We start from the raw sequence: 17,219 nt of genomic DNA, 5'->3' as shown, positions 1-17,219 counted from the left end.
TATCGCGGCGAAGGTATTGAAGCCGATACCCTTTCCGGATCGAGCGGCCTTTGCCTGCGAGTCAGGGCTTCGGGCCCGAATTCGCCTTGTGGGCTGATTTGCACAAAAAGCTACAATCAGTGTTGATATATGTGGAGTAATGTTGCTTTTTGAAAGGGCCGCCGTTCAGCATGCCGTTCGCGTCGTCAAAGCGGGGAGCCGGGAATGGGCCAGTTCGAAGCAAAGCACCTGATCATTGGCGGTGGCATCATCGGGTGCTCGATTGCCTACCATCTGGCAAAGAACGGCGAAGAGGATGTCGTGCTTCTGGAGAAGGCATCTCTCACCGAGGGGGCGACCTGGCATGCCGCGGGCCTTGTTGGCCAGCTTCGGTCTTCGCGCAATACGACCAGAATGTTGCAGCGTTCTGTCGCCATGTACGACAGCCTTGAAGAAGTTTCGGGCATGGCATTCGACTGGAAGAAAGTCGGCAGTCTTCGTCTAGCGGTGACCAAGGAGCGCCTTCTGGAAGCCCGGCGACTGACCACCATGGCGCGCAGCTTCGGCCTCGAAATGCATATGATCACCGCCGAAGAAGCGAAGGCGCTCTTCCCCTATATCGATGCTTCAGGGGTTCTCGGTGCGGCCTATATCCCTTCCGATGGCTATGTGGATCCGGCGAGCCTGACCCAGGCGATCGCAGCCGCTGCGCGAAAAGCCGGTGCCACGATCAGGCAGGGTATCAAGGTCGAGGGTTTCGAGGTCAATGATGGCCGCATTACGAAGGTGTCGACCTCCAGTGGTGACTACACGGCGGATGTCGTCGTCCTTGCCGCCGGCATGTGGAGCCGCGAGCTTGGCGCGAAGCTTGGGATTCGCGTGCCGGCATGCGCTGTCGAGCACCAATATATCGTCACCGAGCCGCTGCCCGACCCGGAGTTGGTCAAGAATCTGCCCACGCTGCGTGATCCGGAACGGCTGGTCTACTATAAGCCCGATGCTGGCAGCCGATTGGTGATCGGAGGTTATGAGGAGGGAACCTTGCCGTTCGGCGACGACGGCATTCCCGGCGAGTTCACCCGCCAGCTTCTTCCCGATAATCTGGATCGCTTCGCGCCTCTGGCGGCATTGGCGGCCGAGGTGACGCCCATTCTGAATGAGGTCGGCGTCAGGACTGTGATCAATGGTCCGATCCCGTATTCCGCCGACGGCGACTTCGTCATGGGTTGGGCGCCGGGCTTTGACAATCTGATGATGGCGACAGGCTTCCTTTATGGAATAGCGGCTGGCGGCGGTGTGGGCGAAATGATTGCCGAATGGATTACGGAAGGACGGCCGAGCCTCGATCTCTGGCCGCTGGACGTTCGCCGCTTCGGCCCGCATCACGGTACGAAAGCCTTCATGTACCCACGCGCGGTGGAGCACTATGCCCACCATTACAAGATGCGCTATCCGGGTGAGGAGCATGAAAGCGCCCGTGGACTCCGCCTCTCGCCGCTCTACGGGATCCTGAGGCATCGTGGCGCGGTTTACGGCTCCAAAAACGGCTGGGAAAGGCCGCTCTGGTTCGCGCCTGAAGGGGTGGAACCGGTCGACCAGCTTGATTTCCTGCAGCCGGGCTGGCACGCGTTTGCAGCCGAAGAGCACAAGGCTGTTCGCGAAGGCGTTGCTTTGATCGACCAGTCGAGCTTCGCCAAATTCGAGATGATCGGCCCGGGTTCTCTCGATCTCCTGCAAAGGCTCGCGGCCTGCGACATGGACAAGCCCGCCGGCTCTGTCATCTACGCCCAGTTGTGCAACGAGCGCGGCGGGATCGAGGCGGATTTGACGATCACCCGCCTCGGCAAGGATCATTTCTATATCGTTACAGGTTCGAGATTCGGAACGCACAATGCGGACTGGATCCGCCGGCACATGCCAAAGGATGGCTCCGTTCAGCTTGTCGAAATGACGTCGGCGCGCGCGGTCATCAACATTTGCGGGCCTAGGTCGCGTGAGGTCTTGCAGGCGGTCTGCGAGCAGGATGTTTCAAATTCCGCATTTCCTTTCGCCACGGCGCAGGAGGTCATTGTAGGCGCCGCGCCGGTGCGTGCGGTCCGCATCGGTTTTGTCGGCGAACTGGGCTGGGAGTTGCATGTGCCGACCGAATTCGGCGCGCATGTCTACAGTGTTCTGCGCGAAGCGGGCGAAGCATACGCAATCCGCGATGTCGGTTATCGCGCGATCGACAGCTTGCGCCTCGAAAAAGGCTATCTCTACTGGTCTGCCGACATCTCTCCCGACTATACGCCGATTGAGGCCGGGCTCGGCTTCCGGGTCCATCTGAAGTCGGGCGGAAACTTTATCGGCCGCGACGCGCTGGAGAAGCAGAAAACGGGCGGTCCGCGGCGCAAACTCTGCACTTTCGTAACCGCATCCAGGCTTCCGGTCTTTGGCGGAGAGACCATTCTTCATGGGGGTGAACCGGTCTCCCTCGCGACATCGGCCGGGTTCGGTCACACCGTCGGGAAGACGATAGTCTTCGGCTATCTGGATGCCGCGTTATGGGATCGTGGAATGTTCGAGGTAGAGGTCTTCGGTGACCGTCATCCGGTCGAGCGTGTCGATGGGCCGCTATACGACTCGCGCAACGAACGGCTGAAATCCTGAGGAGAGTTTGATGGCAAACAATGCGGAGTTGGTCCTTGCAGCTCTTCGCAACGCTCCAGGTTTTTCCGATATCAAATCGGAGGAATGTTCGATCACCCGCCTCGGTGGTTTGACCAATCTGGTGCATCGGGTGACGGCCCCGCAGGGCGACGTGATTGTTCGCATTCCGGGAGAGGGCACGGAAGAATATATCGACCGCGCGGTCGAGATTACCAATGCGAGGGCTGCCCATCGTGCGGGCGTGTCGCCTGAGGTCATCTGGGCCAGTGCCGAAAGCGGCGTCATGATCACGCGCACCATAGACGGCATCGCCACCATGACGCCCGATCTTTTCAAATCCCGTTCGGGTTCGCCCGTGCGGGCCGGAGAGGCGCTTGCGAGATTGCATCGGTCTGGCGAGGCATTCGACTTCCGGTTCGAGCTGTTTTCCATGATCGACGGTTATCTGAAGGTGCTCTCCACAAGGGATGTGGAACTGCCTGACGGATACCATGACATCGTAACGGCGGCGGAGCCGGTCAAGGATGCGCTAGCTGCCAATCCGGCCGAACTCGCACCCTGCCATTGCGATCCGCTATGCGAAAACTTTCTGGATGATGGCAAGGTCATGTGGGTCGTCGATTGGGAATACTCAGGCATGAACGATCCGCTATGGGATGTAGGGGACCTCTCGGTCGAAGCGGGCATGGACGAGGCGCGCGAAGCGGAGCTTCTTCACGGTTACTTCGGCAGGGCGCCTACGGCGGCGGAGAAGGGCCGTGTCGTAGTCTACAAGGCGATGTGCGACCTGCTTTGGACCTTGTGGGGGCTGATCCAGCATGCCGACGAGAACCCGGCGGAAGATTTCTGGGTTTACTCTACAACCAGGTTCGAGCGCTGCAAGGCGCTGATGCAGAGCGAGGAGTTTGCGGGCCACGTTGCGGCGGTCAGAGCAGGATAGCCTTCCTGCAAGCTGGCACTATCCAGGTCGTTGTTCCGCCCCTGCCGATTGTTCAGGCGTTTAGAACGGCGAGTATTTCGTCGCGCAGAGCCGGAGTCGCGGCGGTGACGACGCGACCGTCGGAGGCAAGGCCAAGCGGGCCGCCGTTCCAATCGCACATCACGCCACCGGCGGCTTCGACAAGCCCGACAAGGGGGAGGTAGTCGTAAGGTTCGAGCCCGAAGTCCACCACAGCGTCGATTTGGCCCGAGGCGACGAGGGCGTGGGGATAGCAGTCATAGGCCATTCGGCGAGTATGCCCGATGCTGCAAAGGCGCGAAAAACGCGCTGGGTCGTCCGCGTTCATCTGCTCTGCCTCGTTGATATAGACCATGGCGTCGCAAAGGCGCGTGGTGCCGCGAGAGGTTATCGTCTTTGTGTTAAGCGTTGCGCCATGGCCTTTAACGCCGACATAGGTTTCGTTAAGCGCCGGCATCCGTACGATCCCGAGTTGGGGCAGATCCTTCGCATAGCGCCCGAGCAACATTCCGAACAGCGGATTTCCGGTGATGAATGAGCGCGTTCCATCGATAGGATCGATGAACCAGACTGCCTCCGCATCCGGATTGTCCGTCCCGAATTCCTCTCCGAATATTCCGTCCTGGGGAAATGCCGAGGCAAGCTCCTTGCGAATAAATGTTTCCGTTTCCCGGTCCGCGATGGTTACCGGGCTATTGTCGGCCTTGGCCTCAAGAGCCAGCGGCGCACGGAAGTGCGCCATCGCGATAGGGCTTGCCCGTTCCACGATTTCAGTAGCCAACTGAGCGATCTTTTCAATATCCGTTTTCATGCTCGCTTCCAGCCGCGCGGGTCGTTGGGGGGGCTCGGCAATCGATAGTCGGCATTACACGTGAAGTTTGCACTAAAGGCCATGCAAAAGCACGCTGGGCAGCCATGCAAGACGTCTATATCCACAAATCATGTTGGTTTATGTTGCGTTTTGTGGAATCGTTGATACGTTTTTATTCCGGTCGTCGAAAGGATCGGACAAGGAAAATCAGCGGGGAATTCTGAGATGGCTCGTAAATTCTTGGCGGCCGTGGCCGCTTTCTCCACCTTGGCGGTTCATACGGCGGCAGCGGGGCCGGAATCGACAGACCCGATCAAGCTGACGACCCATGATTGGACCGGTCAGATCGTGACCACCACGATCATGGGCGAAGTGCTCAAGAACGCCGGCTATAATATCGAATATGTTCAGGCCGATTACATTGCCCAGTTCGCCGGCCTGAAAACCGGCGATCTCCACGTCGCCATGGAAATCTGGGAGACAACGGGTCGCGAAGCCATGGATGAGGCGACCGCAACCGGCAATGTCGTGAACATGGGCGAAACGGGCATGGTCGCCATTGAGGAGTGGTGGTACCCCGCCTATATGGCGGACGTCTGCCCCGGCCTGCCGGATTGGAAAGCCCTTAATGATTGCGCGGAAGAATTCGCCACACCGGAGACCGCGCCGCTTGGCCGTTATCTCGGCGGGCCCGTTACCTGGGGCGGCTTTGATGATGAACGCGTCGAGGCTCTCGGCATGGATTTCGAAGTTGTCCATGCCGGCACGGACGCCGCCCTTTTTGCGGAGCTTGAATCCGCCTATCAGCGCAAGGCGCCAATCGTGTTGTGGCTCTACTCGCCTCACTGGGCTCCTTCGAAATATGAAGGCAGCTTCGTGAAATTCCCGCCTTTCTCCGTGGAGTGCTATAACGATCCGTCCGCCGGCATCAACCCCGATGCCGCCTACGACTGCGGCAAGCCGACCGGTCCGATCTGGAAAGTTGCCTGGAAAGGCGTCGAGGAAAAGTGGCCGGGCGCCGCCAAGGCGATCAGGGCATTCCACGTCAGTAACGAAGATATGGGCGAGATGGTCGCGAAGGTCGATCTTCAGGGAATGTCGGTTGAGGATGTGGTCGCAGAATGGATGGCGGCAAACAAAGATAGCTGGAGTTCCTGGGCTCAGTAATGAAAACTTCATCGGCGGTGTCCGGAAAGGCACCGCCGTTATTGTGTCTGACGACCTGATGCCCTGGAGCGCTTGTCCTGAAAGCGAGATCGCATTCGTAACGAGAAATCGCTGCAGAATCAAAGATTTGAGCATGTCCTTATCGCGAAATCCGATTCTGAATTCGCGGGATATGCTCTAGACCGGAGTTGGCGATGGAGCGCCCTGTCATCCTTGATTGCCGCGGAGTCTGGAAACTCTATGGGCCTCAAGCCAAGGGTTTTCTTGAAAAGCACAACGGCGCACCCACCGACCGGGAGTTGGCGGATGGTAACATCATCAGTGCCGTGCGGGACGCTAGCGTTGAGATCCGGAAGGGCGAAATTTTCGTCATCATGGGATTGTCCGGATCTGGAAAATCCACCCTGGTGAGGTGTTTGTCCCGCCTTGTCGAGCCGACGGCGGGTGAAATCCGTTTCGAAGGCAATGATTTGCTGGCGATGAGTGAGAGCGAACTCATTCATCTTCGGCGCAAGAAAATGGGCATGGTTTTTCAGCACTTTGCCTTGTTGCCGCATCTCACTGTACTGCAGAACGCGGCTTTCCCGCTTGAGGTTCAGGGGGTGAACCGCCGCACCCGGGAGGAAAAGGCGCGACAGATGATAGATATCGTCGGCCTGACGGGGCGGGAAGACTATTACCCGCGTCAGCTTTCCGGCGGTCAGCAGCAGCGCGTCGGCATCGCCCGCTCGTTGGTCGCGGACCCTGACCTTTGGTTCCTCGACGAACCCTTTTCCGCGCTTGATCCGCTTATCCGCCGTGAAATGCAGGACGAGTTTCTCCGTCTTCAGTCCATGCTGCACAAGACGATCGTCTTCATCACGCATGATTTCGATGAGGCGATCCGCCTTGCCGATCGTATTGCGGTCATGAAGGGGGGGCGTATCGAGCAGACGGCAACGCCCGAGGAACTGGTTCTCGATCCGGCGACGCCTTATGTCGAGGAATTCACCCGTCATGTTCCGCGCGCCAAGGTGACGAAGCTGCGCTCAATCATGTCGCCGGGCGTTCCCGAAGGCACTTATGCCGGAGAACTTTCAGGCAATCTAACTGTCGCGGACACCGTTCGCCGGATCGATGCCGCGACGCATCCCTTCAAGGTGACCGGCGAAGGAGGAGAGGCAATCGGAACCGTAGACGCCCGGACCGCAATAGATATCATGATAGGGCGGGCGGGCGCATGACGGATGGGGTGCACCACCATGCTGAATCGGCTCAGGCCCCGGCACCGGTTTTTGCCGCCGTACCCTCTGTTTCCCGGATCTTCTGGATAATACTTTTTTTAATCACATGGGCGCTGTCGACCTGGTCGTTTGCGCTCTACAAGGCATTCGATGCACGCTGGATCATCCGCTATCCAAAGAATCTGGAAATACCTCTCGACAGGTGGATTTCCAATGCGACGAACTGGCTCGTCGAGGACTTAAGCTTCGGGCTATTCACCTTTCGGGATTTCACCCGGTTCATCTCATCCCTTGTCGAGGCACCATATGACCTTACGCGGTCATTTCTGATCGAGGGTTTTACGATCGGGCAAGGGCAGCAGGCGCTGGAAGTTGCGCCGCCCCTCAGTTGGATCGCGATCATCGCAATTGTCGTTGCCCTTGCCCTTTACGCCAAGGATTGGGCGCTCGCCCTGTTGGTGGGGTTCTGCTTTTCTTATCTTGCCATCTTCGGGCAGTGGGAAAGCGCCATGGTCACGCTCGCATCGGTGCTCATCGCCGTTCCCATTGGCGTTGTCGGAGGGCTTGCGCTCGGCATTGCCGCCTATCGGATGCCCGCTTTTGAACGATTCCTGCGCCCCGTTCTCGACTTGATGCAGACGGTCCCGGTCTTTGCGTATCTCGTCCCGATCCTTGTCCTTTTTGGTTTCGGTCCGGTGGCCGCACTGATCGCGACGGTGATCTACGCAATGCCGCCGATGGTGCGCATCTCGACTGTGGCACTACGCACGGTGCCGGAGGAAGTGATCGAAGCCGGGCGCATGGTTGGCTGCAGGCGCGGGCAACTCATGTGGAAGGTGCTTGTGCCCACCGCGATGCCGTCGCTCATGGTCGGCGTCAATCAGGTCATCATGCTCAGTCTCAATATGGTCATCATAGCATCCATGATCGGGGCAGGCGGGCTTGGCTACGACGTTCTGACCGCATTGCGGCGTCTTGATATTGGCGGAGGCATAGAAGCCGGGCTCGCTATCGTCGTCATGGCCATAGCATTGGACCGTCTAAGCCAGGCATTCGCCGTGCGGCGGGTTCGCCCACCCGGAAATTCGCAAATGCCATTTCATAAGCGCCACCCCGTTTTGACGCTTGTTGCCCTGATTACGATCTCGACAACGCTGGCGGGTGTCTATTTTCCGGAATTTCGGGAATATCCGGCAAATCTTACCGTCACGACGGGAACGTTCTGGAATTCCGCGATAGAGTGGATAAACATCAATTTCTTCGACGCGATCGAGGCGGTCAAAACGGTTTTGCTGAATTTCCTGCTCCTTCCGGTAAAGCGCTTCTTCACCGGTATCCCGTGGGCTTGGGGCATCGTCGTCGTCGGTTTGGCGGCAGCACGTATCTGCGGTTGGAGGTTGGGCATGATGGCCGCTGTGATGACGTTCTTCATCGCAGCGTCAGGCCTCTGGCGTGAGGCAATGACGACCATCTACCTTTGCTCGGTTTCGGTTCTGATCGCGAGCCTGATCGGTATTCCGTTGGGGATATGGGCCGGCCAGAACCCGAGGGCCAATTCCATTATCGGCGCAATGATCGATACGCTGCAGACGCTGCCAAGTTTCGTCTATCTGATCCCGGTCGTGATGCTTTTCCGCGTTGGCGACTTTTCGGCAATGATAGCCGTCGTGCTTTACGCGCTGGCGCCGGCCGTGCGCTATGCGGCGCATGGCATTCGTTCTGTCGACGAAGAACTGATTGAGGCGGGCAAGGTGTCCGGCTGTACCGAGCGTCAGATCCTCTGGAGGATCAAGCTGCCTCTTGCGGCGCCGTCCCTCCTGCTCGGCCTCAACCAGACCATCATGCTGGCGATATCGATGCTTGTCATAACGGCTCTCGTTGGTACGCGGGATCTCGGCCAGGAGGTTTATATCGCGCTTACCAAGGCCAATATTGGCCAGGGCATCGTCGCTGGACTATCGGTTGCCTTCATCGCGATAATCGCGGACCGGGTGGTCACGGCGCTGGCCCGCTCATCTCAACAAAGGCTGGGACTGGAATGAGCGCACTTGAAGAGGCGATAAAAAAAGCGCGGGCATTGTCGTGTTGGGCCGATCCGCAGGACATAGAGCCACTTGAGGGTGGCATTACCAATGTCAATCTGACGCTTAAGGACCAGGGCCGAAAATACGTGGTCCGCTTCGGAGATGACATCCCCGAGCATGGCGTCATGCGGTTCAATGAACTGGCCATCAGCCGGGCCGCGGCAGCTGCAGGCATTTCACCGGCGGTACATCATGCCGAAGCCGGCATTCTCGTGCTTGAATTCGAAGAAGCCACGGCGTTGTCCGAGGCCGATCTGCACGATCAGGGCACGCTGGTGGACGTAACCCGTCTTGTCGCCAGGGCGCACCGAGAGGTTACCGTGCTTGCGCGAGGGCCGATAATGACCTTCTGGGTGTTTCATGTCCTGCGTGACTATTGCGGGTTCCTTTCGGCGCGCAATTCACCTCACATCCAGAAGCTCCCGCAGTTGATGCAGGAAGCCGAAAGGCTGGAAAAAGCGGTTGGCAAGATCGATCTCGTACTTGGGCACAACGATCTGCTGCCGGCCAACATCTTGCGTGGAGAAGACCGCTATTGGCTCGTGGATTGGGAATATGGCGGCTTCAACTCACCGCTTTTCGACCTCGGCGGTCTCGCGACCAATTGCGTCCTGCCGGATGAGGCTGAGCGGCTGATGCTGAAGACCTATATCGGTAGGGAACCGGACACCCGCCTTATGCAAAGCTATGGCGCAATGAAATGCGCCTCGCTATTGCGCGAAACGATGTGGAGCATGGTGTCGGAACTCACGTCGTTTATCGATTTCGATTACCTGACTTACACCGAAACCAATCTTGAGCGTTACCGACGAGCCTACGAAAGACTTTGAGGGTGCCTATAGGCGCCAATAACACGCGCTTCAAGTCGAGGAGCGGGGTGGCAAACGTGGGATGCGGGACAGGTCTGTTTGTGTCGGTTGTCGAAACCTTCGCTCGCCTTCCCGTTTCTTTCGCGTATTGGTGTGTTGGCCTTAAAGAAACCGTTCGAAGGATACGCCCATTTCCCGGTCGTTGCGCCATTTGACGAGTGCGATGACGTGGATGTCTTCGTTGACGATCCTGAATTCGAACTCCGTCGGGATGCCGATAGTGCTCTCAAGCTTCAGCCGGGCGCCGGTATCCGAAAGATTGCGGACCATGCAATCGTAGACGGAGTTGCCGTTGATAATGATCTTGCCGCCTTTGATGGTGCGGCGGCGAGGAGCTATTCGGCGATCCTGCTCCGACATTCTGCTCTCCAAAATCCCTGAACCCATAACCTTTTTCTCGGTTTTCCGTTTGGGATCAAGTGCCATCCAAAAGCTTGAGAAATCGCAAATGCAATTTGCTCAGTTTTCCCTCGCGCCTGCGCAGTGGACGCAATGACTGGCGGATGGGTCGATTTCCAGGCGCTTCTCGGCGATCTCCTCCCCGCAGTCGAGGCAATATCCGTAGTCGCCTGTCTCGATTCTGGCTAACGCAGCGTCGATACGTTGAAGTTCCGCGCTTCTGCTGCGTTCGGAGGCCTGTGCCATCGCCTGCATTTGCAAGGCATCCATCCTCGAAAGGCGCCCGACGGATTGCTGGTCCAGGTTGACTGTCGCGCGCGAATCCTCGGAGATTTCGCTCAGTCGCTTGATCTCGTTTTTCCGTTCAAGAAGTCGTGTTCTTGCAGCATCGATATCGATGGACATTCGTGCATTCCTGATCGCAAGGCGCCCGTCAGTTTCAAAGCTTAACCGAAAAAGTATCGCTTCGTCACGGAGTTGACACGGCATCCGCAATCCTTCAAAGCCGGGTGACGGCGGGTGCGGTTGGCATCGGCTTTACTGACAAGCTGGAGTGCGGAACGGATGGCATATCTTGTCCTGGGGCTGGTTCTCTTTCTCGGCACACACAGTTTGCCGATGTTTCCGGATGCCGATTCCCACCTGAAAGCCCGACTTGGCGAAGGGGCCTTCAAGGGTATCTTTTCGCTGGTTTCCGTGGTCGGTCTCGTTTTCATTGTGATCGGTTACGGGGATGCGCGTTTCGCCGGGCCAGCACTCCTTTACGAGCCGCCGGTCTGGTTGGCGCATTTGGTCATGCTCCTGATGTTGCCCGTATTCATCCTCGTCCTTTCCACATATCTGCCGGGAAGGATAAAGGCGGGCGCAAAGCATCCGACGATCCTGGCGGTAAAGATTTGGGCTTTCGCGCATTTGCTGGCGAATGGCGACGCGGCGTCCGTTCTGCTGTTCGGGTCGTTTCTTGCCTGGGCCGTTGCCGACCGCATATCGCTCAAACGCCGGGGCATGCCAGGTGGTGTGGCGCCGGGTGAGGGGGCTCTGCGCAACGATGTCGCGGCGATTGCCGGCGGACTTGTCATCTATGGCCTGTTTGTGTGGCAACTTCATTCGTGGCTCATTGGCGTTCCGATATTGCCGGCCTGAATTAGCGCTGTATTTTGCCGAAAAATTCTGGCATTCCGTGCCTCGCCTCACTGCCGCCATCAATGCGTTGGAGGGAGGGGCGCTGTACGTTTGCCAGCGACAGCACGAGTGGATACTGTGGCGCGCCGCCAAACAAGCGGAGCGGCGACTTGACGAGCCGCACGAGGCGGCTTCAACCGGATTGGGAATACTGAAGGCATGTCCGATATTTTCCGCGAAGTCGACGAGGAAATCAGACGCGAGCGATATAAATCGCTCTGGGACAGGTTTGGTCCTTACGTCATCGCCGTGGCGGTGTTGATCGTCGTCGCAACCGCGGGCTATCGGGGTTGGCAGTATTGGCAGACCACCGCGGCCCGGGAGGCTGGAGACCGTTTCATTCAGGCGATCAACCTTTCCGACGAAGATCAGCAGCAGGAGGCGATTGCGCGGCTTGAAGGCCTGAGCGATGCAACGGGCGGTTATCCGTTGTTGTCGCGCATGCGCAAGGCAACGGACCTTGCCCTGTCGGGCCAGAAGGAAGAAGCCCTGGCCGAATTCGATGCGGTTGCCGCCGATGGTTCATACGATGGGGTCTACCGTGACCTTGCAGCGTTGCGGGCCGGGTATCTTGCCATGGAATCTGAGGATTATGCCGGAGTGGCGGATCGTCTTGAAGCGCTGACGGGAGAGGACAATCCATGGCGTTTTCTTGCGCGCGAGGCGCTGGCATTTGCCGCCTGGAAGGATGGCGACAATGCGAATGTGCGCAAATGGCTCGATGGTATCGTGGAAGCGGAGGGCGTTCCCGCCGAGGTTGAAAGCCGGGCCAATCTCCTTCTTGAGCTGTTGAACGCCGCCGAGGGCACGCCGGAAGAAGGAAAGAATTCGTGACGCGCGCTGCCATTCGTCAAGGGCCGCTCCGCACGGCCTTGGTCATCTCCGTCGGGCTGATGCTTGCCGGCTGCGGAACCGTTTCCGACTTCGCGGATTCGGTAAACCCGTTTTCCTCCAAGGAGAAGATCCTTCCCGGCGAGCGTCAGGCTCTTTTTGACGTTGATAATAATCCTGCCCGGATTACGGGGCAGGAAGCATCGGTTGGCCCGGCGAGCGGCGGTCAGGCGTGGCCGCAGTCCGGTGGGGACGCAAGCAACAATCCGGGCAATGTCGCCGTGTCGGCGTCGGGTGCCCGCGCCTGGCGTGCTTCGCTCGGTTCCTCCGGCGGAGGTATCGGCAGCTTCGTTTCCTCGCCGATGCGCCTTGCCGCGCGCCCGGTGTCCGATGGCGGGCGGATTTACGTCTACAAGCAGGACGGCACCGTTGTAGCGCTTTCCGCCGGCAACGGTGGACGCGTATGGACGCGCAGCCTTCGCCCGGAGGGCGAGCGGGATGTCGCCGCCGGGGGCGGTGTTGCGACGGACAATGGCGGCGTCTTCGTCGCCACCGGTTACGGCCAGCTTGCCGCGCTCAATGCATCCAGTGGCGCCGTGCTTTGGACGGTCGATCTCGATTCGCCGGCTCGTGAGGCGCCGACAGCCGCGAACGGGCACGTTTTCATTGTAACGCAGAACAACGAGGTGGTCGCCGTTTCGCAGGAAGACGGAGCCGAGAAGTGGACTTTCTCCGGCATTCCGGAAACGGGCGGCGTTTTGTCGGCGGCCAATCCGGCGGTTTCCGGCGATACGGTCGTCTTTCCGTCTTCTTCCGGTGAAGTGCTCGCCATGGATATCGAAAAGGGCGAGCCGAGGTGGATCGACGGTGTATCCCGGTCTTTCCGCACGCGCGCTGTTTCCGGCTTGGTCGATGTGGCGGGAAGTCCTGTCATCGCGGATGGGACGGTCTTTACAGCAGGTGTCGCAGGCCGCGTGATCGCGACCGATCTCAAGACGGGCGAGCGCAAATGGGAACTCGACTATGGTTCGGTTCACACGCCTGTTGCATCCGGCAATGCGCTGTTTTTGATCGACCTTGACGACAATCTCGTTGCGATCGAGCGTAAATCCGGAACGCCTTTGTGGCAGCTTCCGTTACCGCAGCCTGAGGACGACGACGACCGCGCGAATTGGGCGGGGCCGCTCCTGGCGAACGGTACGCTCCTTGCGTTTTCCAGCGACGGGCGGATCGCGCGGGTGGATGCCAGGACGGGCCGCCTGCTGGATACGCGTGAAACCTCGGTCGATATTTACGTCAGCCCGATCGTCGCCGGCGGACGCATCGTCGCCGTTTCGTCCAAGGGCGAAGTGGTGGCGTTCAACTGAACCCAATTTGAAAAGGCGCACCCGTGGTTGCGAAGGTTGCGATTGTCGGCCGGCCGAACGTCGGCAAGTCGACGCTGTTCAATCGTCTGGTCGGCAAGCGTTTGGCGCTTGTCGATGATACTCCCGGTGTCACGCGCGACCGCCGGGTCGGTGATGCGCGCCTCGGCGACCTGAAGTTTCAGGTGATCGATACAGCCGGCCTTGAAGAGGCTGCCGCCCATTCTCTTGAAGGGCGGATGCGCAAGCAGACGGAAGAAGCGATCGGCGAGGCCGATGTCGCTCTTTTCGTTATCGATGCGCGCTCGGGCCTGACGCCGACGGACGAAACCTTCGCCGATCTTTTGAGGAAGTCGCCGACACCCGTTCTCCTTCTTGCCAACAAGGCTGAAGGGCGCGCGGGAGAGGGTGGCTTGCTCGAAGCCTATTCGTTGGGCCTCGGCGATCCGATCGCAATATCCGCTGAACACGGCGAGGGCCTCGCCGATCTTTACGAAGCGCTTCGTCCCGTTGTCGATGCGGCAGAAGAGCGGGAGGGCGCTGACACTGCCATAGCCGAGACGGACGTCGACGTTGAGGACGTGGAGGAGAGTGCCCCGGCCGGTTCCGCTGAGCGCCCCTTGCGGATCGCGATTGTCGGCCGGCCGAACGCCGGCAAATCCACGCTGATCAACCGTGTTCTCGGGGAAGAACGGCTTTTGACCGGACCGGAGGCCGGGATCACGCGCGATTCCATCGCTGTCGACTGGGTTTGGAAAGACCGGCATGTGAAGCTTTTCGACACGGCAGGCCTGCGTCGCAAGGCGCGCGTACAGGAGAAGCTCGAAAAGCTCTCCGTCGCCGATGCGCTACGCGCTATCCGCTTCGCCGAGGTTGTGATCGTCACGCTTGACACCACGATTTCCTTCGAAAAGCAGGATTTGCAAATCATAGACCTTGTCGCCCGCGAAGGGCGGGCCGTGGTCATCGCGCTGAACAAGTGGGACCTTGTCGAGGACCGCGCGGAAGCCATGCAGGCGGTCCGTGATGCCAGCGAGCGCTACCTCAACCAGATCCGCGGCGTTCAGATCGTCACCCTGTCCGGATTGCACGGACAAGGCCTCGACAAGCTGCTGGATGCCGCCTTCAAGGCGCATGAGGTCTGGAACCGGCGCGTGTCGACATCGCGGCTGAACCGTTGGCTAGACGGTGTGTTGACTCACCATCCGCCGCCGGCCGTTTCAGGCAGGCGCATCAAGCTGCGCTACATGACGCAGCCGAAAACGCGCCCACCGCATTTCGTGGTGTTTTGCTCCAAGCCGGACAATCTCCCGGAAAGCTATACGCGCTACCTGGTAAACGGCCTGCGTGAAACATTCGACATGCCGGGCACGCCAATCCGCCTGTCTTACCGCAAGGGCGAGAACCCTTATCACTCGAAGCGGTAACGTTTGAAGTTTCTTGTTAGCCGACGGCGGTAAGCCGTTCATCAACCAAAGAAAAAGTCTCTCCGGTATCAGTGCAGTCCGGCGTCAGAAGGGCCAGTAAAGCAGGCACAACATCTTCCGGTTTCTGCAGCGTTTCCGGATTTTCACCGGGCATCGCCTTGGCCCGCAAGGCGGTGCGTGTCGGACCGGGATCGAACAGATTGGCGTTCACGGACATGGATTGCGTTTCGTTCGCATAGGTGTGAACGAGCGCATCGAGCGCGGCTTTCGTCGTTGCCTGAATGCCCCAGTACGGCTTGCAGTCCTCCGCCATATCGGAAGTGAGGAACACGGCGCGCCCCGCGTCGGACTGGCGAAGCAGCGGGTCGAGCGAGCGGAGCAAGCGCCAGTTGGCGGTAACGTTCACCGCAAGCGCCTCTTCGAAGACTTTGGGTGTTATGTGGCCAATCGGGGAAAGCACGCCGAGCACGCCCGCGTTGCCGACGAGGATGTCGAGCTTTTTCCAGCGTTCGTAAATCGCGGCTCCGAGCCGGTCGATCGCTTCAAAATCCTTCAGGTCGAGCGGCACCAGTGTTGCCGAGCCACCTGCCGTCCGGATTTCGTCGTCAAGTTCTTCCAGTCCGCCGACGGTGCGTGCGATCGCGATCACATGCGCGCCTTCGGCCCCCAGTGCCTTGGCGACTTGATAGCCAATACCGCGCGAAGCTCCGGTAACGACGGCCACTCGCCCCTCGAAACGCTTGGCTTCAGTCATCATCCGGCCTCCGCCAGGCGGGTCGCCTTCACCACGTCGTCAGGCTTTTCGTGGTCGGTTAGCGCGGTCGGATATTCGCCGGTGAAACAGGCATCGCAGAACTGGGGAATTTCGTTGTTCCTCTTGGCTTCGCCGACGGCCCGGTAAAGCCCGTCGATGGTAAGAAAGGCGAGGCTGTCGACCTTGATATAGGCAGCCATTTCCTCGATCGACATGCGCGAGGCAAGCAACTTCGCTTTTTCCGGCGTGTCGACGCCGTAGAAACAGGAATTTGAGGTCGGAGGGCTCGCAATGCGCATATGCACTTCACGCGCGCCCGCCTCGCGCACCATTTGCACGATCTTGAGCGATGTCGTGCCGCGCACGATGGAGTCGTCGACCAGTATGACGCGTTTGCCGTTCAGCATTTCGCGGTTTGCGTTGTGTTTCAGCTTCACGCCCATATGGCGGATGGAATCCGTCGGCTGGATGAAGGTGCGCCCCACATAATGGTTGCGGATGATGCCGAGTTCGAAGGGCAGGTTGGCGGCCTGCGCGAAACCGATCGCGGCGGGCGTGCCGGAATCTGGCACCGGCACCACCAGGTCGGCATCCGCCGGGGCCTCGCGTGCCAGTTCTTCGCCGATCCGCTTGCGCACGCCGTAGACGTTCACTCCGTTGACCTCGGAATCCGGCCTTGCGAAATAAACGTATTCGAAGATGCAGAACCGGGGATGGTTGCGCTGATCGAAGGGGCGAAGTGACTGCAGCCCGTCCTTGGAAACGACGACCATTTCTCCGGGCTGGATATCGCGTACGAAGCGCGCGCCGATGATATCCAGTGCGCAGGTTTCGGAGGCGAGAACGTAGGATCCGTGCAGGTCGCCAAGAATGAGCGGCCGAACGCCGAGTGGATCGCGCGCGCCTATCAGCTTTTTCTCCGACAGTGCGACGAGGGCATAGGCCCCTTCCACCTGGCGCAAGGCGTCGATCAGCTTGTCGACGAGCTGCTTGCCGTCGCTGGTGGCGATCAGATGCAGGATCGTTTCGCTGTCGGAAGTCGACTGAAAGATCGAGCCGCGTTGTTGCAACTGCCGCTGCAGCGTCATGGCATTGGTGAGATTGCCATTGTGCGCCATGGCAAAGCCGCCGCCCGCGAAGTCGGCATAAAGTGGCTGAACGTTGCGCAACGCCGATGCGCCGGTCGTGGAATAGCGCGTGTGGCCGATCGCACAGGAGCCGGCGAGACGGTCGAGCACGGTCTTTTTCGTGAAGTTGTCGCCGACGAGGCCCATATGCCGTTCGCTGTGGAACTGGTTCCCGTCGAAGGTGACGATCCCGGCCGCCTCCTGTCCCCTGTGCTGGAGGGCATGCAGGCCGAGCGTGGAAAGCGCTGCGGCGTCGGAGTGGCCGAAAATGCCAAAAACCCCACATTCTTCGCGCAGATGGTCGCCATCGGCATCGATGAAGGGGTTGGTATTCAAGGTATCGCCGGACATCTTGTCCTATCTCTCGATCCTGGAACCGCCAGCAGTGTGGCAGG

At 59.3% G+C, this 17,219-nt stretch carries 15 protein-coding genes; 10 read left to right on the top strand and 5 right to left on the bottom strand.

Annotation, left to right across the window (positions count from 1 at the left end; genetic code table 11):
- Window positions 1-204 precede the first annotated feature (204 nt).
- Both HPQ64_RS14870 and HPQ64_RS14865 read left to right on the top strand, forming a co-directional pair.
- On the top strand, window positions 205-2,628 hold the full coding sequence (locus HPQ64_RS14870; RefSeq protein WP_172889292.1) for a GcvT family protein: 2,424 nt from the start codon (window positions 205-207) through the stop codon (window positions 2,626-2,628).
- A gap of 7 nt (window positions 2,629-2,635) precedes the next feature.
- On the top strand, window positions 2,636-3,568 hold the full coding sequence (locus tag HPQ64_RS14865; protein ID WP_425483823.1) for a phosphotransferase: 933 nt from the start codon (window positions 2,636-2,638) through the stop codon (window positions 3,566-3,568).
- Window positions 3,569-3,620: 52 nt separating this feature from the next.
- Here the strand turns inward: HPQ64_RS14865 and HPQ64_RS14860 are convergent, their stop codons facing one another.
- Window positions 3,621-4,397, bottom strand: a complete 777-nt coding sequence (locus tag HPQ64_RS14860; RefSeq protein ID WP_172889290.1) for an inositol monophosphatase family protein — start codon at window positions 4,395-4,397, stop codon at window positions 3,621-3,623.
- A 225-nt stretch (window positions 4,398-4,622) separates the two neighbouring features.
- Here HPQ64_RS14860 and HPQ64_RS14855 point away from each other — a divergent pair, with 225 nt between their 5' ends.
- The 4 genes from HPQ64_RS14855 (at window position 4,623) to HPQ64_RS14840 (ending at window position 9,701) form a co-directional block, all read left to right on the top strand.
- On the top strand, window positions 4,623-5,564 hold the full coding sequence (locus HPQ64_RS14855) for an ABC transporter substrate-binding protein (RefSeq protein ID WP_172889289.1): 942 nt from the start codon (window positions 4,623-4,625) through the stop codon (window positions 5,562-5,564).
- 194 nt (window positions 5,565-5,758) lie between these two features.
- Window positions 5,759-6,787 carry a quaternary amine ABC transporter ATP-binding protein gene (locus tag HPQ64_RS14850; RefSeq protein WP_172889288.1) on the top strand — a complete coding sequence of 343 codons (1,029 nt, stop codon included), beginning with the start codon at window positions 5,759-5,761 and terminating at the stop codon, window positions 6,785-6,787.
- Complete coding sequence (locus HPQ64_RS14845) at window positions 6,784-8,829, top strand: ABC transporter permease (RefSeq protein ID WP_172889287.1); 2,046 nt, start codon at window positions 6,784-6,786, stop codon at window positions 8,827-8,829. Before HPQ64_RS14850 ends, HPQ64_RS14845 begins: the two co-directional genes overlap by 4 nt.
- The gene (locus HPQ64_RS14840) at window positions 8,826-9,701 is read left to right on the top strand and encodes a phosphotransferase (protein WP_172889286.1); all 876 of its coding nucleotides are present in this window, start codon (window positions 8,826-8,828) and stop codon (window positions 9,699-9,701) included. Before HPQ64_RS14845 ends, HPQ64_RS14840 begins: the two co-directional genes overlap by 4 nt.
- 141 nt (window positions 9,702-9,842) lie before the next feature.
- Here the strand turns inward: HPQ64_RS14840 and HPQ64_RS14835 are convergent, their stop codons facing one another.
- Complete coding sequence (locus HPQ64_RS14835) at window positions 9,843-10,100, bottom strand: PilZ domain-containing protein (protein WP_172889285.1); 258 nt, start codon at window positions 10,098-10,100, stop codon at window positions 9,843-9,845.
- Window positions 10,101-10,199: 99 nt separating this feature from the next.
- Complete coding sequence (locus HPQ64_RS14830; RefSeq protein ID WP_172889284.1) at window positions 10,200-10,544, bottom strand: TraR/DksA family transcriptional regulator; 345 nt, start codon at window positions 10,542-10,544, stop codon at window positions 10,200-10,202.
- A 159-nt stretch (window positions 10,545-10,703) separates the two neighbouring features.
- On the opposite strand from HPQ64_RS14830, the gene HPQ64_RS14825 reads away from it, so the two are divergent.
- The 4 genes from HPQ64_RS14825 (at window position 10,704) to der (ending at window position 14,943) form a co-directional block, all read left to right on the top strand.
- Complete coding sequence (locus HPQ64_RS14825; RefSeq protein WP_172889283.1) at window positions 10,704-11,282, top strand: NnrU family protein; 579 nt, start codon at window positions 10,704-10,706, stop codon at window positions 11,280-11,282.
- Window positions 11,283-11,480: 198 nt separating this feature from the next.
- The gene (locus tag HPQ64_RS14820; protein WP_172889282.1) at window positions 11,481-12,155 is read left to right on the top strand and encodes a tetratricopeptide repeat protein; all 675 of its coding nucleotides are present in this window, start codon (window positions 11,481-11,483) and stop codon (window positions 12,153-12,155) included.
- Complete coding sequence (locus HPQ64_RS14815) at window positions 12,152-13,519, top strand: PQQ-like beta-propeller repeat protein (RefSeq protein WP_343036016.1); 1,368 nt, start codon at window positions 12,152-12,154, stop codon at window positions 13,517-13,519. Before HPQ64_RS14820 ends, HPQ64_RS14815 begins: the two co-directional genes overlap by 4 nt.
- 23 nt (window positions 13,520-13,542) lie before the next feature.
- Window positions 13,543-14,943: a ribosome biogenesis GTPase Der gene (der, locus tag HPQ64_RS14810; RefSeq protein WP_172889281.1), complete on the top strand. Its 1,401-nt coding sequence runs from the start codon at window positions 13,543-13,545 to the stop codon at window positions 14,941-14,943.
- A gap of 16 nt (window positions 14,944-14,959) precedes the next feature.
- Here the strand turns inward: der and HPQ64_RS14805 are convergent, their stop codons facing one another.
- Window positions 14,960-15,697 carry an SDR family NAD(P)-dependent oxidoreductase gene (locus HPQ64_RS14805; protein ID WP_172889280.1) on the bottom strand — a complete coding sequence of 246 codons (738 nt, stop codon included), beginning with the start codon at window positions 15,695-15,697 and terminating at the stop codon, window positions 14,960-14,962.
- On the bottom strand, window positions 15,697-17,175 hold the full coding sequence (purF, locus tag HPQ64_RS14800; RefSeq protein WP_172889279.1) for an amidophosphoribosyltransferase: 1,479 nt from the start codon (window positions 17,173-17,175) through the stop codon (window positions 15,697-15,699). Before purF ends, HPQ64_RS14805 begins: the two co-directional genes overlap by 1 nt.
- Window positions 17,176-17,219 lie beyond the last annotated feature (44 nt).

The sequence above is a fragment of the Hongsoonwoonella zoysiae genome (assembly GCF_013266695.1).
In the GTDB taxonomy this organism is placed as follows: domain Bacteria; phylum Pseudomonadota; class Alphaproteobacteria; order Rhizobiales; family Stappiaceae; genus Hongsoonwoonella; species Hongsoonwoonella zoysiae.
This window is presented reverse-complemented; position numbering and strand designations above follow the sequence as displayed.